Here is a 24,470-nt window from a genome sequence, read left to right as displayed (position 1 = left end):
GCGAGAGGCCCTGTCACACGATGAGCAGTACGACTAACCCGCCGACGCATCACACGTCCACGATCGGCGCGATCGGCGCGCCGAGCCGCCGCAACACCGAGCTGGCCCTGCTGGTCTTCGCCGTGGTCATCCCGGTGTTCGCCTACGCCAACGTGGGTCTGGCCATCGACGGCAAGGTGCCCGCCGGGCTGCTGGCCTACGGTCTCGGGCTCGGTCTGCTGGCCGGTGTCGCCCATCTCGTCGTACGGAAGTTCGCGCCGTACGCCGACCCGCTGCTGCTGCCGCTGGCCACCCTGCTCAACGGGCTCGGCCTGGTGTGCATCTGGCGGCTGGACCAGTCCAAGCTGCTCCAGCAGATCCATGTCGCGGGCGGCAAGGCCACCAACCAGCTGCTGTACACGGCGATGGGCATCGCGCTGTTCGTCGTGGTGCTGATCTTCCTCAAGGACCACCGGGCGCTGCAGCGCTACACCTACATCTCCATGGTGGGCGCGCTGATCCTGCTGCTGCTGCCGCTGGTGCCGGGTCTGGGCGCGGACGTCTACGGCGCCAAGATCTGGATCTCGGTCGGCAGTTTCACCATCCAGCCCGGTGAGTTCGCCAAGCTCGTGCTGGCGGTGTTCTTCGCCGGCTATCTGATGGTGAAGCGGGACGCGCTGGCGCTGGCGAGCCGCCGTTTCATGGGGATGTACCTGCCGCGCGGCCGTGACCTCGGGCCGATCCTCGTCGTCTGGGCGATCTCGATCCTCATCCTGGTCTTCGAGACCGACCTCGGTACGTCGCTGCTGTTCTTCGGCATGTTCGTGATCATGCTGTACGTCGCCACCGAGCGGACCAGCTGGATCGTCTTCGGTCTGCTGATGTCGGCGGTCGGCGCCGTCGGCGTGGCGAGCTTCGAGCCGCACATCAAGGTGCGTGTGCAGGCCTGGCTGGACCCGATGCACGAGTACGTGCTCAGCCGCACCCCCGGCGTCACCGGTGTCCACTCCGACCAGCTGCAGCAGGCGCTGTGGGCGTTCGGCTCGGGCGGCACCCTGGGCACCGGCTGGGGCCAGGGCCACTCGGAGCTGATCCGGTTCGCCGCCAACTCGGACTTCATCCTCGCCACCTTCGGCGAGGAGCTGGGGCTCGCGGGCATCATGGCGATCCTGCTGGTCTACGGCCTGATCGCCGAGCGCGGCATCCGTACCGCCCTGGCCGCCCGCGACCCGTTCGGCAAGCTGCTGGCCGTCGGCCTGTCCGGCGGCTTCGCGCTCCAGGTCTTCGTCGTGGCCGGCGGTGTGATGGGTCTCATCCCGCTGACCGGTATGACGATGCCGTTCCTCGCCTACGGCGGTTCCTCCGTGATCGCGAACTGGGCGCTGATCGGCATCCTGATCCGGATCAGCGACACCGCGCGCCGCCCGGCGCCCGCCCCCGCCGCCAACCCCGACGCCGAGATGACCCAGGTGGTCCGCCCGTCATGAACAAGCCCCTGCGCCGGATCGCGATCTTCTGCGGCATCCTCGTGATGGCCCTGCTGCTCCGCGACAACTGGCTCCAGTACGTCCAGGCCGACTCCCTGCGCACCAACACGAACAACCGCCGTGTCGCCATCGAGCGGTACGCCTCCCCGCGCGGCGACATCGTCGTCGACGGCAACCCCATAACGGGCTCCGCCGAGGCCAAGCACGGCGACTTCAAGTACAAGCGGACCTACAAGGACGGGCCCATGTGGGCCCCGGTCACCGGCTACTCCTCGCAGGCCTTCGGCAGCACCCAGCTGGAGAGCATCGACGACGGCATCCTCAGCGGCACCGACGACCGGCTCTTCTTCCGCAACACCCTGGACATGATCACGGGCAAGCAGAAGCAGGGCGGCAACGTCGTCACCACGCTGAACCAGGCCGCGCAGAAGGCCGCGTTCGACGGTCTGAAGGCGCAGGGCGGCAAGGGCGCGGTCGTCGCGCTGGAGCCGTCCACCGGCAAGATCCTGGCGCTGGCCTCCTACCCGTCGTACGACCCGTCGTCCTTCGCGGGCAACAGCACGGACGTCGACTCCAAGAACTGGACCAAGCTCCAGAAGAGCAACGACCCGGCCGACCCGATGCTGAACCGGGCGCTGCGCGAGACGTACCCGCCGGGCTCCACCTTCAAGGTGGTCACGGCGGCGGCCGCGCTGGAGAACGGGCTGTACACCTCGCCCGACACCGCGACGAACTCGCCGCTGCCGTGGATCATGCCGGGCACGACGACGCCGCTGAAGAACGAGGGCAACATCCCCTGCAAGAACGCCACGCTGCGGGCCGCCCTGCAGTACTCGTGCAACTCGGTCTTCGGCAAGATCGGTGCCGACCTCGGCAACGCCAAGATGCTGGAGGAGGCGAAGAAGTTCGGCTTCGACTCCCCGCAGGACACGCCGGTCCGCGCCTACCCCTCGGTGTTCTCCGACAAGATGAACTCGTCGCAGACGGCGCTGTCCTCCATCGGCCAGTTCAACACCGCCGCGACCCCGCTGCAGATGGCGATGGTCGCCTCGGCGGTCGCCAACGACGGCAAGCTGATGAAGCCGTACATGGTGGACAAGCTCCAGTCGTCCAACCTGGACACGCTCTCGCAGACCCAGCCGCAGGAGCTGAGCCAGCCGCTGTCCTCGAAGAACGCGCAGATTCTCCAGGACATGATGAAGACGGTGGTCGAGCAGGGCACCGGTACGAACGCGAAGATCAACGGCATCACGGTCGGCGGCAAGACCGGTACCGCACAGCACGGTGTGGCGAACAGCGCCAACCCGTACGCGTGGTTCATCTCCTTCGCCAAGATGCCCGACGGCAGCTCGCCGGTGGCGGTGGCCGTGGTCATCGAGGACAACAGCGCCAACCGCGACGACATCTCCGGCGGCGGTCTGGCCGCGCCGATCGCCAAGAACGTCATGCAGGCGGTCATCCAGTCGAAGAAGTGACCCCCATCACGTCTTCTTCACAACGTTGCACGTTGCGATACCGGTCCTGTATCGGGTTCCGGGCTTGGCCAGGTCACACAAAGCGAGCCGGGTACGGTAGGCCCGGACGGCAGCCTCCGGCGGCGCACGGACGTGCGCGGCCGGGACCGACGGAGAGGGCTGGTAGGTAGCTATGGAAGAGCCGCGTCGCCTCGGCGGCCGGTACGAACTGGGCCAGGTGCTCGGTCGTGGTGGCATGGCGGAGGTCTACCTCGCGCATGACACCCGCCTCGGCCGCACCGTGGCAGTGAAGACCTTGCGCGCCGACCTGGCACGCGACCCTTCCTTCCAGGCCCGGTTCCGCCGGGAGGCCCAGTCGGCCGCCTCGCTCAACCATCCCGCGATCGTCGCGGTCTACGACACGGGCGAGGACTACATCGACGGGGTCTCGATCCCGTACATCGTGATGGAGTACGTCGACGGCTCCACGCTCCGTGAGCTTCTTCACTCCGGCCGCAAGCTCCTGCCGGAGCGGGCGATGGAGATGACCGTCGGCATCCTCCAGGGCCTGGAGTACGCCCACCGCAACGGCATCGTGCACCGTGACATCAAGCCGGCGAACGTCATGCTGACGCGCAACGGCCAGGTCAAGGTGATGGACTTCGGCATCGCCCGCGCCATGGGCGACTCCGGAATGACGATGACGCAGACGGCGGCGGTCATCGGCACGGCCCAGTACCTCTCGCCGGAGCAGGCGAAGGGCGAGCAGGTCGACGCCCGCTCGGACCTCTATTCGACCGGCTGTCTCCTCTACGAGCTGCTGACGGTACGGCCGCCGTTCGTCGGCGACTCCCCGGTGGCCGTGGCCTACCAGCATGTGCGCGAGGAGCCGCAGTCGCCGTCGGTCTTCGACCCCGAGATCACGCCCGAGATGGACGCGATCGTCCTGAAGGCGCTGGTCAAGGACCCGAACTACCGCTACCAGTCGGCCGACGAGATGCGCGTCGACATCGAGGCGTGCCTGGACGGCCAGCCGGTCGGGGCGACGGCCGCACTGGGCGCGGTGGGCTACGGCGGCTACGGCGACGACCAGGCGACCACGGCCCTGCGCCCGGACGCCGGCGGGCCCGCGGGGGCGACGACCATGCTCCCGCCGATGAACCCGGACGACGGCGGCTACGGCTACGACGACTCCCCGGGCCGGCGGCGCCAGCAGCCGAGGAAGTCCCACACCTCCACGGTCCTCCTGGTCGTCGCGGGCGTGCTCGTCCTGATCGGCGCGATCCTGATCGGCAAGTGGGCGTTCAGCGGGAAGTCCGCCGACACCTTCGACGCCCCGAACTTCGTCGGCTCCACCTACGCCGACGCCCAGAAGATGGCGGTCAACTCCGACCTGAAACTGGGCCCGCCCACCCGCAAGCCCTGCGACAACCAGCCGAAGAACTCGGTCTGCTCCCAGGACCCGACGGCGGGCACCCAGGTGAAGAAGGGCGACACGATCACACTGGTGGTGTCGACGGGGGCGCCGAAGGTCCAGGTTCCGGACGTCCGTGGCATCCAGTTCGACCAGGCCGAGTCCCAGCTGAAGGACAAGGGCTTCGAGGTCGACCGGAAGGACGTGGTGTCCTCCCAGCCCGCGGGTGTCGTCACCGCGCAGAACCCCGACGGCGGCACGGAGAAGGAGAAGGGCTCCACGATCACCCTCACCGTCGCCAAGCCGGAGGAGAAGGTGACCATCCCGGGCGACCTGGTCGGCAAGTCCTGTGACGACGCGAAGTCCGAGCTGACCCAGCTGGGCCTGGCACCGAGTTGCAACGACAGCCCGACCACCGACCAGACCCAGGACGGCAAGGTCCTCTCGACCAACCCGGCGGCGGGCACACAGGTCGTCAAGAACACCGGCGTGGTGATCAACGTCGGCAAGTTCCAGGGCGGCCAGCCGACGCAGGGCCAGGTCCCGAACGTCACGGGTCAGAAGCTGTCGGACGCGACGAAGATCCTCCAGCAGAGCGGCTTCACGAACATCCAGGTCAACGGCGCCAACGATGACAACGCCCGGGTCCTCGGCCAGTCGCCGGCACAGGGCACCCAGGCTCCGACCAACACCCAGATCGTGCTGACCACCATCGACGTCGGTGGCGGCAACGGCAACGGCGGCATCTTCGGCGGCAACAACGGCTGACCGGCACTGCCCCGCTCACCGCGAAGGCCCCGCAGCTCTCCGAGGAGCAGCGGGGCCTTCGTCGCGCTCAGCCCCGCAGCTCCGCCGGCGGCGTCCGCTCGCTGTCCACCTTCTGCACCCGGACCAGTTCGCCCCACACCACGTACCGGTACTCCGAGGTGTACACGGGGGTGCAGGTCGTCAGGGTGATGTAGTGGCCCGGCCTGGTCTTGCCGGATTCCTTCGGGATCTGGGAGATGACCTTGACGTTGTACTTCGAGGTCTCGGGGAGGATCGAGTAGACCTTGTAGACGTACCAGTCGTCCCGGGTCTCGAAGACGATCGGGTCGCCGTTCTTCAGCTTGTCGATGTTGTGGAACTTCGCGCCGTGGCCGTCCCGGTGCGCGGCGAGGGTGAGGTTGCCGTCCTTGCCGGTCATGGGCAGCGCTGCCTTGACCGGGTCGGTGTAGTAGCCGGCCACGCCGTCGTTGAGGACGTCGGTGCCGGTGCCCTTCTCGACCAGCACCTCGCCGTTCTTCATCGCGGGCACGTGCAGGAAGCCGATGCCGTCCTTGGTGTCCAGCGCGCCGGGGCCGGAGTCCTTCGCCCCCTGGGACTGCGCCCAGTGCTGACGTACCTTGTCGGCCTGTTTCTCCGCTTTGCGGTCCGCTATCACGTTCGTCCACCACAGGGAGTAGACGACGAACAGGGCGAGCAACAGCCCTGCGGTGATGAGGAGTTCACCGAAGACGCTGACCGCCGTCGCGATCCGTCCGGGACGCCGGCGGCGCGCGGCGGGCTCCGGCTCGGACGCGTCCGTGTGCTCTTCGGTCTCGTCGGCGGTCGCTGCCACTGTTCCCTCTGCCCCTGTGTGATGAACCCTGCTCGATGAGCCCTACTCGATGAGCGCGTCCGGCTTGCCCTCGCTGCGCGGGCGTTCCTGGACCATCTTGCCCCAGACGATCAGCCGGTACTTGCTGGTGAACTCCGGCGTGCAGGTGGTGAGGGTGATGTAGCGGCCGGGCCGCGTGAAACCGGAGCCCCTCGGGATCGGGTCCAGCACGCTGGTGTTGGACGGCGAGGTCACCGGAAGCGTCGACGTCACCTTGTACACGTAGTACGTGTCCTGCGTCTCGACCACGACCGCGTCGCCGGCCACGAGCCGGTTGATGTACCGGAACGGTTCGCCATGGGTGTTGCGGTGCGCCGCGAGCCCGAAGTTGCCCGTCCTGGCGTCGGGCATCGCCGTCTTCAGCGGCGCCTCGCCGTAGTGCCCGACCATGCCCTTGTCGAGCACCTTCGCGTTGCTGACGCCCTCCGCGATCGGCGCCACCACGTCCAGCTTGGGAATGTGCAGGATGGCGAAGCCCTGGCCCGGCGCGAACACGCCCGGGTTGCGCTTGCCGCTCGCCCAGTCGTCCTGGAGCTGGTGCGCCTCGCTGCCGGCCTGCGCGTGCGCGCGGACGTTGGTCCACCACAGCTGGTAGGTGACGAACAGCAGCATCAGCACGCCGGTGGTGATGAACACCTCGCCGATCGCCCGGCTCGCGATCACGCCCGGGGACGGCTTGCGCAGCCGCGCCTGCCGCCGGGCCTCCACCCGGGACAGCGGCCGGTCCGGCTCTTCCGGCGGCGCCGTGGCGGACGCGCTCTCCCGGCCACCCCCGTGCCGGCCGCCGCCACGCCCCCCGCCACGGCGCTTGGCGGCCTTTCTGCGGGCCGCACGCCCACCGGTCGCCACTGCGGACACGGCAGGGGCCGAAGAGGCCGCAGAGCCGCGTACAGGCTCGCCCTGCGGGCCCGACAGTGGATCGAGGGCCGGATCGGGAACCCGCAGCGCCATCGTCTCGTCGTCGAGGGGGTCGCGGTACGGCTCCCCGTAGGGCTCCCGCGCCTCCTGCCCATCCCACGACCCGAGCGCACCGGAAGCCTCGTACGACTGATCCCCGTACGAGGCATCGGTCTCGCGCTCCGGGCGCAGGGCGGTCACGCCGTGGCCCTGCCCACCACCGGGGCGAGCCCCGCCGACCTCGCCACGGCACCCTGGTCGCCGCACTCCACCAGCCAGTTGGCCAGCATCCGGTGCCCGTGCTCGGTGAGCACCGACTCGGGATGGAACTGCACGCCCTCGACCGGGAGTTCACGGTGGCGCAGGCCCATGATGATGCCGTCGTGGGTGCGGGCGGTCACCTCCAGCTCGGCCGGGACCGTGTCCGGCTCGGCGGCCAGCGAGTGGTACCGGGTCGCCGTGAAGGGGGAGGGCAGGCCCGCGAAGACGCCCTTGCCTCCGTGCTCGACCGGCGAGGTCTTGCCGTGCAGCAGCTCGGGCGCCCGGTCCACGACACCGCCGTAGGCCACCTGCATCGACTGCATGCCGAGGCAGACGCCGAAGACGGGCACGCCGGTGGCCGCGCAGTGGCGGACCATGTCGACGCACACCCCGGCCTGCTCCGGCGTGCCCGGGCCGGGCGAGAGCAGCACGCCGTCGAAACCGTCCTGGGCGTGCGAGGTCGACACCTCGTCGTTGCGCAGCACCTCGCACTCGGCACCCAGCTGGTACAGGTACTGGACGAGGTTGAAGACGAAGCTGTCGTAGTTGTCGACGACGAGAATCCGCGCACTCACTGGTTGTTCACCGTCACATCGTTGAAAGGCAGCAGCGGTTCGGCCCACGGGAAGACGTACTGGAAGAGGACGTAGATCACGGCCAGAACCAGTACGAGCGAGACGAGCGCCTTCAACCACGCGTTCCCCGGCAGATGCCGCCAGATCCAGCCGTACATGCCGTTCCTTGCCGTCCCTTCCGAGTCCCTACGGCACCTGACGCACGCCGTAACGCCACCAGACTAACGGCGACTACCGGCGCAGGGCCGCCGGTTCGCCCGCCTCCACGGACTGCGTGGAATCCAGGTGCGCCCAGACGATCAGCCGGTGGCTGTGCCCCCATTCCGGATCACAGGTGGTCAGCGTCAGATACCGGCCCGGACGCGTGTAACCCGACGTACGTGGCACAGGGTCGATCACCTCGACGTCCGTCGGCACGGTTTTGTAGGGCCCTTTGTCGATCCGATACGTGAACCAGGTCGTCCCGTCCGTGAGCACCACCGCGTCGCCCGGCCGCAGCTTCGGAAAGTCCAGGAACGGGTCGCCGTAGGTGCGCCGGTGGCCGGCCACCGCGAAGTTGCCCTCCTGGCCGAGCCGAGCAGTGCCCCGGTAGTGGGCGAGCCCCTTGGCCAGCACGTCCCGGCCGGTGCCCTCCGCCACGGGCTTGTTCCACGTGAAACCGAACCGCGGGATGTACATGATCGCGAACGGCTCTCCGTAGTGGTACGGCGCCGGGTCCGACACGGTCACCGTCGTCGTGGTCGTCGTGCCGTCACCCGAGGTGTGCACCGCCGACTGCACACTCCCCTTCGACCACTGCCGGTGCAGCTGGTCGATCTGGTCGCTCATGGCACCGTCGGCCCGCACACCCGTCCAGAACAGGACGTAGGCGACGAAGAGCACGATCAGGGCGCCCACGGTGATGCACAGTTCGCTGAAGGTCCTGACGATCACACGCACCGGCGCCTCCGGAACGGGCGGCTGACGGACGGCTGCTGCCCGTGCTGGTGCTACCGCTACTGCACGGGCTTCGCGTAGTGCAGATCCACTGTGCCCGAGTAGCCGGGAAGAGTCACCGTCCCGTCGTCGGTGACTTTCCAGCCGAGGCCGTAGACGTTGACGTACACCATGTAGGTCTGGATCGCCTTGCTCGCGGCGAGCGCCTGCTGGAGCCTGCCCGGGTCCCCGACGGCCGTGATCTTGTACGGCGGTGAGTAGACGCGGCCCTGGAGGATCAGGGTGTTGCCGACGCAGCGCACGGCGCTGGTGGAGATCAGCCGCTGGTCCATGACCTTGATGCCGGTCGCACCGCCCTGCCACAGGGCGTTCACCACGGCCTGGAGGTCCTGCTGGTGGATGACCAGGTAGTCGGGCTGGGGCGCGGGGTAGCCGGGAAGCTTGGCGGTGGCGTTGGGCGGGGCGTCGTTGAGGGTGACGGAGAGGCCGTGGCCGGTGAGCGGCTGGGTCCCGGCGCTCGACTCCAGGCCGCTGAGCTCGCGGTCCTGGGCCTTGCTGGTGCCGCCGTCGCTCTTGGCGAGGGATTCGACGCTCTCGCGCAGGGTCGCGTTGGACTCGTCCAGGCCCTTGTTCTTGCGGCTGCGCTGCTGGATCAGGTCGGACAGCTTCAGCAGGGAACCGTCCTGGCGGATGTCGGTGCCCTTGGCCGTGTCGAAGCTGGTGAAGAAGATGAGCCCCGCGAGAGCGAAAACGGCGGCCGTGAGGACGCGCACCGGACGCGGTCGGCGTCCCGTGCCCGAACCCGTTGATCCCGTCCCGGGGGAGTCGGCAGAATTGCTCAACGTACCCTTGTCTCTTTCGGCGCCACGGAAGCACTACGCTAACGGACGCGCCCGACCCAGTTACCTGCGCGGCCACGCAGCGCATCGACAGGAGAGACCCTCGTGCCGAAGTCACGTATCCGCAAGAAGGCCGACTTCACGCCGCCGCCGGCGAAGCAGGCACAGGCGATCAAGCTGGGCAGCCGAGGCTGGGTAGCCCCGGTCATGCTGGCCATGTTCGTGATCGGCCTGGCCTGGATCGTCGTCTTCTACGTGACCGACGGCTCGCTGCCCATCAACGCCCTGGGCAACTGGAACATCGTGGTCGGCTTCGGCTTCATCGCCGCCGGCTTCGGTGTCTCCACGCAGTGGAAGTAACGCTCCCGTAGCTCTCCCCAGGGCTGTCCACTGAGTTATCCACAGGCGTTGTCCACATGGGGAAAAGAACGACGATCTGTGGATAACCCATCGAGCGTTGACGCCGGTATGACTGCCCCGGCGACTCCCATACACCAGTTCGCCCCCTGTCCGACCTGCGGAAACACATCCGAGCGACAGGGGGCACAGCTGTGCCCGTACGCGGTGCACAAGATCCGGCACACGCTGTGGACAACGGTTCGGTATCAGGTTCGCCGGCAGGTCCGGATCAGGTGAGCTGAGCAGTCCTGATCAGAGTGAGCACCACCACGGCGACGAGGACGACCGCGCAGGCGCCGCACTGGATCAGCGTCCGCTTCTCGCGCGGGGCGTGGACCATGGCGTAGCCGACGGCGACACCGGCGACCAGGCCGCCGATGTGGGCCTGCCAGGCGATGTTGAAGCCCGGGGTGAAGGTGATGACGAGGTTGATCACCAGCAGGGCGACGAGCGGGCGCAGGTCGTAGTTGAGGCGGCGCATCAGTACGCCGGTCGCGCCGAAGAGGCCGAAGATCGCCCCGGAGGCGCCCAGCGAGGGCGCGTTGGGCGCGGCGAGCAGATAGGTGAGCGCGCTGCCGGCCAGGCCCGAGACCAGGTAGAGGGAGATGTAGCGGGCCCGGCCCAGGGCCGCTTCGAGGGGGCCGCCGATCCACCACAGGCTGAGCATGTTGAACAGGATGTGGGTGAAGTTCGTCGGCGAGTGCAGGAACATCGCGGTGAGCAGGCGGTAGTACTGCCCCTCGGCGACGCCCTCCATGGGACCGAACTGGAAGTACTGGGCCCGGCCGATCAGCTCGAAGTGCTCGGTGACCGTGTCGCCGATGGCCTGCTGTGCCAGGAAGACGGCGACGTTGATGCCGATCAGCAGCTTGGTGAGCAGCCGGGGGTCGGCCGTCATCGTGCCGCCGGCGATCGTGCGCGGGGCGGACGCTTGCGGCGCGTGCCCGGTGCCGGAGCCGCCGCGCACGCATTCGGGGCACTGGAAGCCGACCGAGGCGCTGATCATGCACTCGGGGCAGATGGGGCGGTCGCAGCGGGTGCAGCGCACGCCGGTCTCGCGGTCCGGGTGCCGGTAGCACACGGGCACGCTGTGGGCGGCGCCCTGCGTGCTGCCTTCGGCCTGGTCCATCGGTTCCCCTTGCTCGTCGTAGGCCTGCGCCCGGCAATGCCCCGCCCCGCTCACCCTTGGTACGGACGAGCGGGGCGTTTGGTTCCCCACGAGGGGACGGCCTTGATCAGCCTTCGCGCGTCTCGATGACGACGGACTCGATGACGACGTCGTCGGCCGGACGGTCGTTGCGACCAGTCTTGACGTCCGCGATGGCCTGGACGACGGCCTGGCTGGCCTTGTCCGTGACCTCACCGAAGATGGTGTGCTTGCGAGTCAGCCATGCCGTCGGGGAGACGGTGATGAAGAACTGCGAGCCGTTGGTGCCCGGGCCGGCGTTGGCCATGGCCAGCAGGAACGGCCGGTCGAAGGACAGGTCCGGGTGGAACTCGTCCGCGAACTGGTAGCCGGGGCCGCCTATGCCGCTGCCCAGCGGGTCACCGCCCTGGATCATGAAACCGCTGATGACGCGGTGGAAGATCGTGCCGTCGTAGAGCGGCGTGGTGCTCTTCTCACCGGTCTTGGGGTGCTTCCACTCGCGCTCACCCTTGGCCAGCTCGACGAAGTTGCGGACCGTCGCGGGGGCGTGGTTCGGGAAAAGCTGGACCTCGATGTCGCCGCGGTTGGTCTTCAGGGTGGCGTACAGCTGCTCAGCCACGATCTGCCTTCCGTTGTCTTCGTGTGACCCCCAGATCCTCGCACGACCCTGCGGTGGGCACCCATATGCCTGCCCTCGCATGCCGGGCAGGCCGTTGGCAGGCATGATCCGTAAAAGGGTGGAAAGTCGAAATACCGTACGCCACCGATGGAGGAGGATCCCGTGACCCGCATCGACAGCGTGCGCGCCGCGACCGGCTCGGCGAAGGACAGCGTGCTGCACGCCGCGGAAGTGGTGGCGCCCTACGCCGACACGGCCAAGGAGCGTGCCGCGCTCTACGCCCAGGAGGCACGCGTACGGCTGGCGCCGGTGATGTCGCAGGCCGCCGAACAGGCCCGCGTCCAGTACGACGCCCGGCTCGCCCCGCGTCTGGAGCAGGCCCGTGCGCATGTGCCGCCGAAGGTGGACCTGGCCGCACAGGAGGCCGCCGTCCGCACCCGCAAGGCCGCCCGGCAGGCCGCCGAGTACTCGCGCCCGAGGATCGAGCAGGCCGTGGCCGCGGCCGGCCCGGTGTACGACGAGGCCGCTGCCCGGGGCGCCGCCGCCCTGGCCGCGCTGCGCGGGCAGGTCTCGGCCGAGGACATCCACAAGCTGGCCCGCAGGAACGCGCGCCGCTGCCGGGGTGCCCGTGCCCTCAAGGGGCTGGCCGTGCTGGCCCTGCTGGCCGGTGGCGCCTTCGCGGCCTGGAAGTGGTGGGACAAGCAGGCCAACCCGGACTGGCTGGTCGAACCGCCGGCCGCGACCGAGGTCCCCGAACCGGTCCACCTCACCTCGGTGGACAACGACGGTTCCGCCCTGGACCCCGAGGTCCGTGCCAAGCAGGCCGACGAGGACAAGGGGAACGGGGAGGACCACGACTAGCCCGTCGCCCCCTCTGTAACGGGCCGTGGGACGGTGAGCCGTACGCTCGCCGTCCCACGGCCCGTTTCACGTGAAACCACGGCGGGAGACACCCGGCGCCAGCCGTCCGGCGGAACAAGGCGACCGGCAGCGGGAGTTCGCACCGGCGTAGGCGACGACCACGAACGGGATACCGACGGCGAACGGGCGCTCGGCGGACAGCCGCAAGGAGACCAACAGCCTCACCAGGAGGAGCGGCGCCCCCGTGAGCACCGCGAGATCGCGCTGGGGGCGGCACCTGCTCTCCGGCATCGGCCTCCCCTGTCCGGCGCCGCGCGGCAGCCACCGGCTCACCGGCCGACGGGTGCCCGGCCTGTGGCTCGCGGGCGGGCAGCGGCCGCATCGCCCGGGCCACTGACGACACGGACGCCGGGCGACTGCCACGAGGGACGAAAAATGCCCTCCGAAACCGCGTTTTCGCAGATCAGAGGGCACTTACCGAGTGGAGCCTAGGGGAGTCGAACCCCTGACATCCGCCATGCAAAGACGGCGCTCTACCAACTGAGCTAAGGCCCCGGAAAGCAGCGCCCGGCCGGAGCAGTGCTGCCCGGCGGGTGCCGCAGACCAGAGTACCGGGTCACCCCCGGGTTCCCGCAAAAAGATTGGGGGTCCCCGCGCATGACCACGCTCCGTAAGATGCTCGGCGTGGTTCGCTACAGCGAACCGCGGTATTCAGGGGAAGCGATGGGGAGACGCAATGGACGCCGCACAGCAGGAAGCCACCGCGAGAGCGCGGGAGCTCCAGCGGAACTGGTACGGAGAGCCGTTGGGGGCGCTCTTCCGTAAGCTCATCGACGATCTCGGCCTCAACCAGGCCCGTCTCGCGGCGGTCCTCGGCCTGTCCGCTCCGATGCTGTCGCAGCTGATGAGCGGCCAGCGGGCCAAGATCGGCAATCCTGCCGTGGTCCAGCGGGTGCAGATGTTGCAGGAGCTGGCGGCCCAGGTCGCCGACGGCAGCGTCAGCGCCGCCGAGGCGACCGACCGCATGGAAGAGATCAAGAAGTCGCAGGGGGGATCCGTGCTCAGCAACACCGCCCAGACCACGAGCGGTTCGGGTGCGCCGACGGTCAAGCGGGTGGTCCGCGAGATCCAGTCGCTGCTGCGCTCGGTGGCCGCCGCCGGCGACATCATCGACGCCGCGGACAGCCTCGCCCCGGCCCACCCCGAACTCGCCGAGTTCCTCCGTGTCTACGGCGCCGGCCGCACCTCCGACGCCGTCGCCCACTACCAGTCCCACCAGAACTGAGCCGCGGGCACAGAGACGGGCGGGGCGGGGGATAGCGGGAGCGACAGGGGGGTAGTGGGGGCGTAACACCGGGCGGGGGACACCGGGCGGGGGACACCGGGCGGGGGACATCGCGGAGCCAGGGGGAGGAGCGGCGGGCTGCCATGGGTGAGGTCTTCGCGGGCCGGTACGAGCTGGCCGACCCGATCGGACGCGGCGGCGTGGGCGCCGTCTGGCGTGCCTGGGACCACCGCCGACGGCGATATGTGGCGGCCAAGGTGCTCCAGCAGCGCGACGCCCACTCCCTGCTGCGCTTCGTGCGCGAGCAGGCCTTACGGATCGACCATCCCCATGTCCTCGCCCCGGCCAGCTGGGCCGCCGACGACGACAAGGTGCTGTTCACCATGGACCTGGTCGCCGGCGGCTCCCTGGTCCACCTGGTCGGCGACTACGGCCCCCTGCCGCCGGGCTATGTGTGCACCCTGCTCGACCAGTTGCTGTCCGGTCTCGCCGCCGTCCACGGCGAAGGCGTCGTCCACCGGGACATCAAGCCGGCCAACCTCCTCCTCGAAGCCACCGGCACCGGCCGGCCCCGGCTGCGGCTGTCCGACTTCGGCATCGCCATGCGGCTCGGCGAACCCCGCCTGACGGAGACCAACCTCGTGGTGGGCACGCCCGGTTACCTCGCGCCCGAGCAACTGCTCGGCGCCGACCCCGACTTCCCGGCCGACCTGTTCGCCGTGGGTCTGGTCGCCCTGTACCTCCTCGAAGGCGCCAAGCCGGACGCCAAGGCGCTCGTGCGGTACTTCACCGAGCACGGGACGCCGGGACCTCCCAAGGGCGTACCCGAACCGCTCTGGCAGGTCGTCGCGGGCCTGCTCCAGCCCGACCCGGCCACGCGCTTCCGCACCGCCACGGGGGCTCGCAAGGCGCTCGCCGCGGCCACCGAACTCCTGCCGGAGCCGGACCTCGACGACGAGTTGATCGAGATCTTCGACCAACTCGGCCCGCTGCCCCCCGGGTTCGGCCCCGACGGCCCCCTCACCAGGGCCTCCGGAGTGGCCGTCGAACCGGCCCAGGACACCGACACCGACACCGGCGCCGGCGGTCCGTCCGCGGACACCGGCTCCCTGTCGGACACCGGGAGCTTCCGGCTGCCCCCGCCCCAGGAGACCCGCGGGACCCCTGAAGCCCCTGATATCCCGGAAACCCCGAAGACCCCCGCTCCCCAGCCGTACACCCCGGCCCCCGAGCCGTACGCCGCTTCCCCGCACGCTCCGGCAGCCCCGCCCCCGCCCCTTCCTGCCCAGGCCCGGCCCGAGTCCCCCACCCCGCAGCCGTACCCGCACCCCTATCCGTACGGGAACCCGGCCCCGGACCCGGAGCCGTACGCCATCGATCCGTCGGTCACCGCGTCGTACACCGCCCGGGACCCGGCTCCCCCGGTGCCCGCCCCCGCGCACGGTCGTCGTGGGCGCCGGGCGCGGCGCAGCCGGCCGCGGCCCGGGCCGTCGGCCAGGGTGGCGGTACCGATCCTGCTGCTGGCGCTGGCCTGTTACGCGGTGGGTTTCTGGGCGCTGGCCCGCGTCTGAGTGCGGCGGGCCGCCAGCGTCCACCCGCCGAGCACCGCGAGCAGCAGGGTCCCCGTGCCGATCCCGCCGGCCGCGACCAGCTTCAGCACGGGATCACCGCCCCCGCCGCCCGCGCCCCCGGTGGCCCCGGTGGCCCCGGTGAGCGCGGCCGCCCGGTCCTGTCCCGTGACCGTGAAGACGTCCCCCGGCACGGGCCGGCCGGCGTACTGCGGGCCCGCGTGCGCCTGACCGGACACCTGGACCCGCAGGGTCACGGCGAACGGCCCCCTCCCGAAGGTGCCGCTCAGCCGCTCGCTGAGGTGCAGCACCAGGTAGTAGTCCCCGGCGAAGCGGACGGAGGTCACCGCGGCCGGGACGGCGTAGCGGTTGGCGTACTCCACGGGCGGGACCGGGGCGAGGACGGCGGGCCGGGCGGTGCCGGTGTAGCCGAGGGCGGTGTCCTCGACGGTGCCGCGCACCGGGTTGTGGAGGGAGAGGTCCAGGGCGCCGCCGACATAGCCCTGGCCCGCGGCGGCGCCCAGTTCGGCGGAGGCGTGCAGTTGCCGGCCCCAGTCGAGCGGCACCTTGTAGAACCGGGTCTCGCCCGGCACCAGTTCGGTGCGCCAGACGCCTTGGCCGAGCGCACGGGCGGAGGCGAAGCCCGTGCCGCCGGACCGCTCCCGCGGGGTGCCGGCGAGCGGCTCGGGGGTGGCGGAGTCCCAGGTCCGCGGGGCGGTGGTGGCCTCGGCGCGCGCCGTGCGCGGTTCCGTCGCGGGCGCGATCTCCAGGTCCCAGGGCCGGTCCGGACCTGCCGTGGGCGTCGTACCGGCCGTCGTACCGGCTATTGCACCGGTGGTCGTACCGGAGCCGCCGGTGCCGAGGCGCTGGACGATCACGTAGTACGTGCCGCCGCCCTGGCACAGCGACCTGCCCGTCTCCCGCTCCCCCAGTGCCGTGACCGGGTGCGGACTGAGCGCGGCGCCGAAGCGGGCGGAGGCGAAGGAGCACTGCGTGCCCGCCGCGTCCTGGACCGTCACGCTGATGCCGTCGGTGCTGGAGACGGTGGCGTCCGCCGGAGGTACGGCGGTGACGGGGACGTACGCCGTGTCGCCGGCCGTCAGCCGGATCCGGTAGGAGAGCCTGCCGGCGACCGGCAGGGGGCTGCGGTAGACGTCGCCGGGCTCCAGCCGGCCGGCGTCCGCGCTGCCCTGGCCGCCCGCGACCGTACGCGCGCCGGGCGCGAAGCCGTACGACGTCTCGCCCGCGGCGGCGGCCGCCGGCACACCGGGCGGCGCGAACAGGGCGAACGAGGCGAGCACGACGCTCAGCCCCGGCAGCAGCGCCGCCCGCCCCACCGTCCGCCGCCTTCGCCCCCGCACGTACCGGCCTCCCCAGTCGTCGCTAGCCGTACCGGACCACGGCCCGCCCTGAGCCGTACCGGACCGTGGCCCATCCTGCCCCGCGCGGCCCCACGCCATCCGGGGAACGCGTACGGCCGTCCGAAACGCCCCGCATCGCCCGGCGGTCGGCGTGCGACGACACGACGGGGTGCACGGAACGCCTACCGCACCCCGCGCGCCCCCGCAAACGCAGAACCCCGGCCGCTTCGGCGACCGGGGTCTGTCCAGATTCTGGTTTCGGCACTCACGAACCCGTGGGCACGGAGTCAGTCGCCTCCGTCCACAGGTCCTGCTCGGCGCGATCCGCCTGGATCTGGCGGTACACGAGGAGCCCGCCGATGGCGGCCAGTGCGACCAGGAGCAGCTTCTTCACCGCGCGACCTCGTCTTTCCTTGACGTAGGGGACCTCTGGCGCCCGACTATACACACCGGCCGATATCGATCGGTGACCTGCGCCGGAGCTCAACTGCCGCTCCCGGAGCCGCAATAGACCAGGTCCGGGGCCGATCCGATCGGAGGGTGATCACACCTCCACGGTCCGTTACTTTGCTCCCTCTTCGCTCACCCTCACCGGCTTTTGGGAGTCTCCGACCCTCTTGCCGCCATCCGGGTGGTGTTCATCGGAACATCGACGCGCCACGGGCGGGGGTCCACCACTTCGCGTCGCTCATACACATCATGAGGAAAGTACGCAAATCGCCCAACCCGAAAGTGAGGGGCCATGACCCAGAACAAGGTCATGAAGCTGTGGACCGCCTTCGTCACCGCCTTCCTCGCGCTGTGCACGGCGCTCGGACTCGTCACCACCGCGACCGCCACGACCGCGGCGGCCGCTCCCCGCACCGAGACCCCGAGCAAGGACAGCGCGGAACAGAACGTCCCGACGATCCCGGCGCAAAGCCACTGGGCCTGGTCCTACGGCAGGGCACTGCCCCCCACGATGAAGCAACGGATCCGGGCCGAGGCCCACGGCAAGACCCCGGCTTGCCGGCACCGGCCCCTCGACACGACGGAAGCGGAGAACGCGGCCGCGGCCCCCGACCATCCCTCGTCGGCGTCCCTCGACTGCTGACCCGCCGTTCTCCCGCCGCTCGACGCGGCGCACCAGCACCGCAGCCGTCTCGACGACACAAGGGCGACTTGCGTACCCCAAGCAGTCAGTCGAGACGGAAGAACCCCCGGCCGGGCGGGCCGGGGGTCTCGCGCTGTCGTCATCCGCGCCGCCTGCGAGGATGACCGGCAACGCTCCCGAAGAGGTAAAGGGGTGAGTGCTGCCGTGACCCGGCGCGTCACCGTTGTCACCGCTGTCCACGGCCCGTCCGCCCGGTTCCTGCCGGACGCCTACGCGTCCCTGAGCGCACAGAAGCTCCCCGCCGGCTGGGAGTGGGAGTGGCTGGTCCAGGAGGACGGGACGACGGACGAGGTCCGCCCCCACGTACCGGACGACGCGCGCGTGAGCTTCCGTCAGGGCCGTCCCGGCGGGCCCGGTACGGCCCGGACGATCGCGCTGGCACGCGCCGAGGGCGAGTACGTGAAGGTGCTGGACGCCGACGACCGGCTCACCCCGGGCGCGCTCGCCCGCGACCTGGCCGTGCTGGAGGCCGACCGCACCGTCGCCTGGACCACCTCCCGGGTCCTCGACCTGCTGCCCGACGGCTCCACGGCGGGTTTTCCCGGCGATCCGGCCGAGGGCCCGCTCGAACGCGGTGTCGTGCTCGACCACTGGAAGCGGGGCGGCTTCCGCCCGCCCGTCCACCCGGCGACCCTCTGCGTCCGCCGGGACCTGCTGACCGCCCTGGGCGGCTGGATGGCCCTGCCGGCGTCCGAGGACACCGGTCTGCTGCTCGCGCTGAACGCGGTCGGCCGCGGCTGGTTCTCGGCGCAGGTCGGCCTGCTGTACCGCAAGTGGGAGGGCCAGATGACGGGCCAGGCGTCCCACGTCGACCCCGCCGAGCGCGCGGCCCGGACGGCGGTGGTGGAGGCCAGGGCCCGCGCACTCGCGGACCTCGGCTGGACCTATCCGCCCGACGCGGTGAGTCCCGCCGTCACGCCCCTTCCTGGAGCCTGATCGCCTGCGAGGGGCACCGCTCGGCCGCCTCCCGGACCTCGGGGGCGTCCGCGGCCTCCGCGCGGCCGGGCCGTACGGCTCCGTACCCGTCCTCGAACGCGAACACGTCCGGCGCCCGGTACGCGCACTCGGCGGAGCCGTAGCACAGGGAGCGGTCGACGGAGACCTTCATGCGTCCTCCAGGCGTCAGCTGGCTTCCAGGACGTCCCTGCCCCGCGGACCGCGCCCTGAACCCGGCCGACCCGAGCGGGGCCGTGGGGCCCCTCCCGCGCTGGGGCCCCTCCCGCTCGACCGAAGCCGAGAGTGGGGGAGAAGCCGAGAGTCGGAGAGAAGCCGAGCGCGGGGAGCGTGCAGCTGCGAGGCGGAGGAGCGAGTCGGCGCCCCGCGCCGCCGGCACGGTCCGAACGACACCCCCTACGGCCGGCCGGCCGCGGCCGAGAGCCAGTGGGCCACCCGGCGCACCGTCGGCTCGTCGAGCAGGTCGGCCAGTACCCGGACCGCCTCGCCGTCCTCGGCGCTCAGATCGTGCAGGCCCGCCTTGCCCAGGCCGGCCATCAGGACCTGGTGACGGCGGTCCGTCATGCGTTCCGCGAGCACGGCCGGTGCGGCGGCGCCGGGCGCGGGCCCGTCGGCGGGAGCGGCGGGCGCCCGGCCGGCCGGGGCGTCGAAGAGGCGCCAGGCACCGTTCTCCGGCCCCCACAGCGCGACCGTCACCTCCTCGCCGCGCGCCCGCACGGTCCGTGTCATGTCCGCGACGGCGTACAGCACGGGCCCCCGGTCCGGGGACTCGGCCCCCACGGTCCAGGAGTCCTGTGCGGGCGGGCGGAACATCGCGACCCAGCGCGGAGCACCGGGCGGGCACGGGGGACGTTTCTCCATGACTCTCACCCCTTCGGGAACAGCCGGCGGAGCGCACACTATCTGACGGAGCGTCAGATAACCATGCCCGTCCGGAGCGCACGCACACGGCAGCCCCGCCCCGGGCGACACGTGCAGGGCCGATTCGGGTGATCTGTGAGCATGTCCGCGCAACGGCGAACCGTGTGAGTCCGGTATGAGTTCGCCGCCCGCTCGGCACCGGTCCCTCCCCTCGTGGGGACCGGTGCCGAGCGGTGCGGGGCTGACGACCCGTGGCGCGTCGGCTCGCCACGGGCCGTGGACGGGAAGCCGGTTGCCGGACTGGTCGCGGGAACACGCGACGCTCCACAGCCGCTCCCTGCCTACTGCGGAGCCCGCTCGCCCGCTCTCGGTGGAAGTTGGCCGAGATCCTTCGGCGACCCGATCCGTATCTCCGGATATCAGCCCGATGGCCTGTCCGGACGGTGTGTGACGGCTCCGCTACCCGGTCCGGATCCTGCCATCTGTTGTCCCCCGGGAGGAGGCTGCGGCGTCCGGTGCAGTGCTTCCGCGCAGGTCAGGCGTATAGGGTGAGTTTTCCGGTCCGGACATCCAGATGCGGGGGGAAAGAAAAGGGGAGGGACCTTGAGTTCCGACTCAGGGACACGCACAGCTTTCGCCGAGCGCCTCGCGCTGCTGTACAAGGAGGCCGGAAACCCTCCCCTCAAGAGCGTCGCCGAGGCGGTCGTACGGCTCCAGCGGGTCGACGAACGCGGCCGGCCCGTGCGCGTGTCCGCGCAGCGGATCAGCGACTGGCGCCGGGCCAGGAACGTACCGGCCCAGTTCACCGCCCTCGCGGCCGTGCTCCACATCCTGATCCCGGAGGCCCGCCGGCTGCGGCCCGCACCGGTCTCCACCGGCCTGTACGACCTCACGCACTGGCAGCGCCTGTGGGAGCGCGCGCTGGCCGACCCGGTCGGCGACCGGCCCGCACCGCCCGCCGAGGAGGACCAGCGGCCACCGGCCCAGGCCCCGCCGGTCACCGGCGGCGTCTGCCCCTACCGAGGGCTGGCCCCGTACCGGCAGGAGGACGCCCGCTGGTTCTTCGGCCGGGAGCGCAGCACGGGCGCGCTCGTCGAGCAGCTGAACGCCGCCGAGCGCACCGGCGGCCTGGTGATGCTCGTGGGTGCTTCGGGAGCGGGCAAGTCGTCGCTGCTCAACGCCGGTCTGGTGCCCGCGCTGCGGGACGGCGCCCCGGTGGCGGGCCGGCCCGGACGAGCGCAGCGGGACGGGGGCTCTGCCGGACGAGGTCCGGGGGAGGGCACCGTGCTCCAGCTGGTCCCGGGCGCCGATCCGCTGGGCGCGCTGGTCGACCGCGTCCCCGAGCTGGGCCAGGTCGCCGCCACCGCGCGCGAGGCCGAGCGGGAGGCGACGCGCAACCCCGCCGCCCCCGGCTGCGACACGCCCCGGATCGCCCGGGCGGCACGCGAGGCGGCCGCGGCCTGGGCACGCCGGGAGACACACGGAGAGGCGCCCGCCGAGGGGCTGCCCGACGGCGAGCCCTCGGGCGCTCCGGCCCCGGGCCCCCGCCCGGTCGTCATCATCGACCAGTTCGAGGAGGCGTTCACCCTCTGCCCCGACGAGGCGGACCGCCGTACCTTCATCCAGCTGCTGCACGCCGTCTGCACCTCGCCCGCCGGGGCGGACGGCCCCGCCCCGGTCGTCGTCGTGCTCGGCATACGGGCCGACTTCTACGAGCAGTGCCTCGGCTATCCGGAGCTCGCCGACGCCCTCCAGCACCGGCACATGGTGCTCGGCCCGCTGACCAGCGGCGAGCTGCGCGACGCGGTGACCGGCCCGGCCAAGGCGGTCGGCCTGGAGCTGGAGCCGGGGCTCGCCGAGCTGATCGTGCGCGAGGTGAGCGCCGACGGCCCGCGCGGAGCGCACGACGCGGGCGTGCTCCCGCTGCTCTCGCACGCCCTGCTCGCCACCTGGCAGCGCCGCAAGGCCGGACGGCTGACCCTGGCCGGCTACCGGGCGGCCGGCGGGATCCAGGGCGCGGTCGCGGCGACCGCCGAGCGCGCCTGGTCCGGGCTCGACCCCGCGGCCCGTACGGCGGCCCGGCTGCTCCTGCTGCGCCTGGTCCGGCTCGGCGAGGACACCCAGGCCACGCGCCGGCGCGGCACCCGGCGCCAGCTCGCGGCGGAGTCGGCCGACCCCGGCAAGACGGAGGAGTCGCTGGAGGCCCTGGTGCGGGCCCGGCTGGTGACGCTGGACGCGGACACCGTGGAGATCACCCACGAGGCGCTGCTGCACGCCTGGCCCCGGCTGCGGCACTGGATCGACGACAACCGCAACGACCATCTGCTGCGCCAGCGGCTGGAGGAGGACGGCCGGTCCTGGGAGGACTCGGGCCGGGACAGCTCGCTGCTCTACCGGGGCTCCCGGCTGGAGCAGGCCCGCGCCTGGGCCCGCTCCGCCGGTGACACCGTCCTCACCCGCAGCGCGGTGGAGTTCCTGGCCGCCTCGGTCCGGCTGCGCCGGCGCTCGGTGTGGCTGAGCCGGGCCGCGGTGGCCGCGCTGGTCGTGCTGGCCCTGGTGGCCGGCGGGTCGGCGGTCATCGCCCGGCAGCAGCGGGACGACGCCGTCTTCGAGCAGATCCTCGCCGAGGCCGACCGGGTCCAGCACACCGATCCCTCCCTGTCCGCCCAGCTCGACATGGTCGCGCACCGGCTGCGCCCGGGCGACGAGGGGACGTACAGCAGGCTGATCTCGATCGTGAACGCCCCGCTGGCCACCCCGCTGACCGGCCACACCGGCGCCGTCTACCTCACCACCTTCAGCCCCGACGGCAGGACCCTGGCCACGGCCAGCTACGACCGGACGGTGCGGCTGTGGAACGTGGCCGACCGGAGCCGACCGAGCCCCCTGGGCAAGCCGCTGACCGGCCACACCAGCTGGGTGAGCAGCGCGGTCTTCAGCCCCGACGGCAAGACCCTGGCCAGCGCCGGCGACGACGGCACGATCCGGCTGTGGAACGTCGCCGACCCGGCCCACCCGGTGTCGCTGGGCAGGCCGCTGACCGGCCACAAGGGCACGATCTACCTGATCGCCTTCAGCCCCGACGGCCGGACGCTGGCCAGCGCGAGCGAGGACCACACCGTACGGCTGTGGGACGTGGCCGACCCGCACCGGCCGCGGCAGACCGACGTCCTGCGCGGGCACACCGCCGCCGTGCGCAGCGTGGCCTGGAGCCCCGACGGGCACACCCTGGCGGCGGGCGGTGACGACGACAGGATCCTGTTGTGGGACGTGTCCGACCCGCGCCACGCACGGCAGTACGGCACGGCCCTCGAAGGCCACACGGACCTCGTGCACTCGGTGGCGTTCAGCCCCGACGGGCACACCCTCGCCTCCGGCAGCGCGGACGACACGGTCCGCCTGTGGAACGTCACCGACCCCGCCCGCCCCTCCTCGCTCGGCGCGCCGCTGACCGGGCACACCGGTCCGATCTGGTCGGTCGCCTTCAGCCCGGACGGCAGCCGGCTCGCCGCCGCGAGCGCGGACAGCACGGCCAGCCTGTGGAACCTGACCGATCCGTCGTCACCGTCCCAGGTCGGGGAGCCGCTCGCGGGCAGCAGCGGCGAGATGTACGCCCTGGGGTTCAGCCCCGACGGGCGGACCCTCGCCACCGGCAGCGGTGACAGCAGGGTGCGCCTGTGGTCGCTGCCGACCTCGGACATCATCGGCCGCGGCGGCGCGTTCCGGCCGGACGGACAGGTGCTGGTCACGGCGGCGCGGGACGGCAGGCTCCGGCTGTGGAACGTGATGCGGCCCAGCCGGCCGGTGCGCCTGAGCGCACCGTTCATGCCGGGGGACGGCGGCCATCGTGCGATGCGGTTCTCCCCCGACGGCCGCATCCTCGCCGTGCTGACCCACGACCAGTCCGTATACCTGTGGAACGTCGCCGACCCGGCCCACCCGGTCGCCGCCGGACCGCACATCGCCCTGCGGACACGCTTCGCGGGCCCCTTCACGCTCTCCTTCAGCCCCGACGGCCACACCCTGGCCACCGCCTACAACGACACCACCATCCGGCTGTGGAACATCACCGACCCCGCGCACCCGGTCGCGCTCGGCAAACCGCTGACCGGCCACCGGGGCTTCATCAACTCGATCGCCTTCAGCCCCGACGGCCGCACACTGGCCTCCGGCAGCGCGGACGACACGATCCGCCTGTGGAACGTCACCGACCCGGCCCGCCCCTCCTCGCTCGGCCTGCTCAGGAAGCACTCCGGTCCGGTCAACACGATCGCCTTCAGCCCGGACGGGCACGTTCTGGCCAGCGGCAGTGACGACGACACGGTCCGCCTGTGGAACGTCACCGACCCGGCCTCGGCGACCGAGCTGGGCGCGCCGCTCACCGGCCACACCGAGGCGGTCAAGCTGCTGACGTTCAGCCCGAACGGGCACGCGCTGGTCAGCGGCGGCAACGACAACACGGTCCGCCTGTGGAACGTGGTCCGCCCCGCCTCGGCGACCCCGATCGGCCAGTCGATGAGCCCCAACGCCAGATCGGGCACGTTCCTGTCGTTCAGCGCCCGGGGCAACGTCCTCGGGGTCTCCAGCGGCACCGACACGCTCCGCCTGTGGAGCCTGGACGACGACGCGGCGATCAGCCACATCTGTGCCGTCACCCGGGGCGTCCTGACCCCGCAGAAGTGGCACGAGTACCTCCCGCGCCTCTCCTACGACCCCCCGTGCGGTCGATGATCGGCCAACCTGCCTGATTCCCGGCCGACTTGGCCCCGTAATCCGCTCAA

At 71.3% G+C, this 24,470-nt stretch carries 23 protein-coding genes and 1 tRNA gene; 11 read left to right on the top strand and 13 right to left on the bottom strand.

The window, feature by feature from the left end; translation table 11 throughout:
- The first annotated feature begins 20 nt into the window (after positions 1 to 20).
- The 3 genes from AC4OXY_RS26170 to pknB all read left to right on the top strand — a co-directional run bounded on the left by AC4OXY_RS26170 (position 21) and on the right by pknB (position 5,102).
- Entirely contained in the window at positions 21 to 1,466 is a 1,446-nt protein-coding gene (locus AC4OXY_RS26170) for an FtsW/RodA/SpoVE family cell cycle protein (protein ID WP_356025944.1), read from the top strand.
- Complete coding sequence (locus AC4OXY_RS26165) at positions 1,463 to 2,941, top strand: peptidoglycan D,D-transpeptidase FtsI family protein (protein ID WP_376287937.1); 1,479 nt, start codon at positions 1,463 to 1,465, stop codon at positions 2,939 to 2,941. The genes AC4OXY_RS26170 and AC4OXY_RS26165 overlap by 4 nt, the downstream gene beginning before the upstream one ends.
- A 172-nt stretch (positions 2,942 to 3,113) precedes the next feature.
- Positions 3,114 to 5,102: a Stk1 family PASTA domain-containing Ser/Thr kinase gene (pknB, locus tag AC4OXY_RS26160; protein WP_356025939.1), complete on the top strand. Its 1,989-nt coding sequence runs from the start codon at positions 3,114 to 3,116 to the stop codon at positions 5,100 to 5,102.
- Between the two features lie 67 nt (positions 5,103 to 5,169).
- Here the strand turns inward: pknB and AC4OXY_RS26155 are convergent, their stop codons facing one another.
- The 6 genes from AC4OXY_RS26155 to AC4OXY_RS26130 all read right to left on the bottom strand — a co-directional run bounded on the left by AC4OXY_RS26155 (position 5,170) and on the right by AC4OXY_RS26130 (position 9,484).
- The gene (locus AC4OXY_RS26155) at positions 5,170 to 5,934 is read right to left on the bottom strand and encodes a class E sortase (protein WP_491991153.1); all 765 of its coding nucleotides are present in this window, start codon (positions 5,932 to 5,934) and stop codon (positions 5,170 to 5,172) included.
- A gap of 42 nt (positions 5,935 to 5,976) precedes the next feature.
- Positions 5,977 to 7,071: a class E sortase gene (locus AC4OXY_RS26150; protein WP_402066711.1), complete on the bottom strand. Its 1,095-nt coding sequence runs from the start codon at positions 7,069 to 7,071 to the stop codon at positions 5,977 to 5,979.
- Positions 7,068 to 7,706 (bottom strand): aminodeoxychorismate/anthranilate synthase component II, encoded by a 639-nt coding sequence (locus AC4OXY_RS26145; protein WP_356025933.1) that lies wholly within the window; start codon positions 7,704 to 7,706, stop codon positions 7,068 to 7,070. The genes AC4OXY_RS26150 and AC4OXY_RS26145 overlap by 4 nt, the downstream gene beginning before the upstream one ends.
- Complete coding sequence (locus AC4OXY_RS26140) at positions 7,703 to 7,864, bottom strand: hypothetical protein (protein WP_356025931.1); 162 nt, start codon at positions 7,862 to 7,864, stop codon at positions 7,703 to 7,705. The genes AC4OXY_RS26145 and AC4OXY_RS26140 overlap by 4 nt, the downstream gene beginning before the upstream one ends.
- Positions 7,865 to 7,937: 73 nt before the next feature.
- Positions 7,938 to 8,645 carry a class E sortase gene (locus tag AC4OXY_RS26135; protein WP_491991152.1) on the bottom strand — a complete coding sequence of 236 codons (708 nt, stop codon included), beginning with the start codon at positions 8,643 to 8,645 and terminating at the stop codon, positions 7,938 to 7,940.
- A 56-nt stretch (positions 8,646 to 8,701) separates the two neighbouring features.
- Positions 8,702 to 9,484 (bottom strand): DUF881 domain-containing protein, encoded by a 783-nt coding sequence (locus tag AC4OXY_RS26130; protein WP_356025927.1) that lies wholly within the window; start codon positions 9,482 to 9,484, stop codon positions 8,702 to 8,704.
- A gap of 102 nt (positions 9,485 to 9,586) precedes the next feature.
- Between AC4OXY_RS26130 and crgA the strand changes: the two genes are divergently transcribed.
- Positions 9,587 to 9,841 (top strand): cell division protein CrgA, encoded by a 255-nt coding sequence (gene crgA, locus AC4OXY_RS26125; RefSeq protein ID WP_356025923.1) that lies wholly within the window; start codon positions 9,587 to 9,589, stop codon positions 9,839 to 9,841.
- Between the two features lie 268 nt (positions 9,842 to 10,109).
- Here the strand turns inward: crgA and AC4OXY_RS26120 are convergent, their stop codons facing one another.
- The gene (locus AC4OXY_RS26120; protein ID WP_491991151.1) at positions 10,110 to 11,009 is read right to left on the bottom strand and encodes a rhomboid family intramembrane serine protease; all 900 of its coding nucleotides are present in this window, start codon (positions 11,007 to 11,009) and stop codon (positions 10,110 to 10,112) included.
- A 106-nt stretch (positions 11,010 to 11,115) separates the two neighbouring features.
- On the bottom strand, positions 11,116 to 11,646 hold the full coding sequence (locus AC4OXY_RS26115; protein WP_491991150.1) for a peptidylprolyl isomerase: 531 nt from the start codon (positions 11,644 to 11,646) through the stop codon (positions 11,116 to 11,118).
- A 162-nt stretch (positions 11,647 to 11,808) separates the two neighbouring features.
- On the opposite strand from AC4OXY_RS26115, the gene AC4OXY_RS26110 reads away from it, so the two are divergent.
- Both AC4OXY_RS26110 and AC4OXY_RS26105 read left to right on the top strand, forming a co-directional pair.
- The gene (locus AC4OXY_RS26110; protein WP_356025915.1) at positions 11,809 to 12,507 is read left to right on the top strand and encodes a DUF5324 family protein; all 699 of its coding nucleotides are present in this window, start codon (positions 11,809 to 11,811) and stop codon (positions 12,505 to 12,507) included.
- A gap of 244 nt (positions 12,508 to 12,751) precedes the next feature.
- Positions 12,752 to 12,904: a hypothetical protein gene (locus AC4OXY_RS26105; protein WP_362820679.1), complete on the top strand. Its 153-nt coding sequence runs from the start codon at positions 12,752 to 12,754 to the stop codon at positions 12,902 to 12,904.
- An 85-nt stretch (positions 12,905 to 12,989) separates the two neighbouring features.
- Here the strand turns inward: AC4OXY_RS26105 and AC4OXY_RS26100 are convergent.
- Positions 12,990 to 13,062, bottom strand: a tRNA-Ala gene (locus AC4OXY_RS26100).
- A gap of 181 nt (positions 13,063 to 13,243) precedes the next feature.
- Between AC4OXY_RS26100 and AC4OXY_RS26095 the strand changes: the two genes are divergently transcribed.
- Both AC4OXY_RS26095 and AC4OXY_RS26090 read left to right on the top strand, forming a co-directional pair.
- A complete protein-coding gene (locus AC4OXY_RS26095) occupies positions 13,244 to 13,792 on the top strand; it encodes a helix-turn-helix domain-containing protein (RefSeq protein WP_356025911.1) in 549 nt (182 codons plus the stop codon).
- Between the two features lie 143 nt (positions 13,793 to 13,935).
- On the top strand, positions 13,936 to 15,363 hold the full coding sequence (locus tag AC4OXY_RS26090) for a serine/threonine-protein kinase (protein WP_491991149.1): 1,428 nt from the start codon (positions 13,936 to 13,938) through the stop codon (positions 15,361 to 15,363).
- Here AC4OXY_RS26090 and AC4OXY_RS26085 read toward each other — a convergent pair.
- The gene (locus tag AC4OXY_RS26085; RefSeq protein WP_491991148.1) at positions 15,327 to 16,721 is read right to left on the bottom strand and encodes a hypothetical protein; all 1,395 of its coding nucleotides are present in this window, start codon (positions 16,719 to 16,721) and stop codon (positions 15,327 to 15,329) included. The two genes, AC4OXY_RS26090 and AC4OXY_RS26085, sit on opposite strands and share 37 nt — an antisense overlap.
- A gap of 265 nt (positions 16,722 to 16,986) precedes the next feature.
- A complete protein-coding gene (locus tag AC4OXY_RS26080) occupies positions 16,987 to 17,115 on the bottom strand; it encodes a DLW-39 family protein (RefSeq protein WP_003999697.1) in 129 nt (42 codons plus the stop codon).
- A gap of 348 nt (positions 17,116 to 17,463) precedes the next feature.
- Here AC4OXY_RS26080 and AC4OXY_RS26075 point away from each other — a divergent pair, with 348 nt between their 5' ends.
- The gene (locus tag AC4OXY_RS26075) at positions 17,464 to 17,814 is read left to right on the top strand and encodes a DUF6344 domain-containing protein (protein ID WP_356025904.1); all 351 of its coding nucleotides are present in this window, start codon (positions 17,464 to 17,466) and stop codon (positions 17,812 to 17,814) included.
- A 192-nt stretch (positions 17,815 to 18,006) separates the two neighbouring features.
- Positions 18,007 to 18,810 carry a glycosyltransferase family 2 protein gene (locus AC4OXY_RS26070; RefSeq protein ID WP_356025902.1) on the top strand — a complete coding sequence of 268 codons (804 nt, stop codon included), beginning with the start codon at positions 18,007 to 18,009 and terminating at the stop codon, positions 18,808 to 18,810.
- Here AC4OXY_RS26070 and AC4OXY_RS26065 read toward each other — a convergent pair.
- On the bottom strand, positions 18,788 to 18,982 hold the full coding sequence (locus AC4OXY_RS26065) for a ferredoxin (RefSeq protein WP_356025900.1): 195 nt from the start codon (positions 18,980 to 18,982) through the stop codon (positions 18,788 to 18,790). The genes AC4OXY_RS26070 and AC4OXY_RS26065 overlap by 23 nt on opposite strands.
- A 242-nt stretch (positions 18,983 to 19,224) precedes the next feature.
- Positions 19,225 to 19,689, bottom strand: coding sequence for a hypothetical protein (locus AC4OXY_RS26060; RefSeq protein WP_491991147.1), 465 nt, complete (start codon positions 19,687 to 19,689; stop codon positions 19,225 to 19,227).
- 603 nt (positions 19,690 to 20,292) lie between these two features.
- Between AC4OXY_RS26060 and AC4OXY_RS26055 the strand changes: the two genes are divergently transcribed.
- The gene (locus AC4OXY_RS26055; RefSeq protein ID WP_491991146.1) at positions 20,293 to 24,420 is read left to right on the top strand and encodes an nSTAND1 domain-containing NTPase; all 4,128 of its coding nucleotides are present in this window, start codon (positions 20,293 to 20,295) and stop codon (positions 24,418 to 24,420) included.
- Positions 24,421 to 24,470 lie beyond the last annotated feature (50 nt).

Source organism: Streptomyces sp. HUAS MG56, from assembly GCF_058673395.1.
The sequence above is the reverse complement of the archived record's forward strand: the minus strand, read 5'-3'. Positions and strand labels throughout refer to the sequence as shown.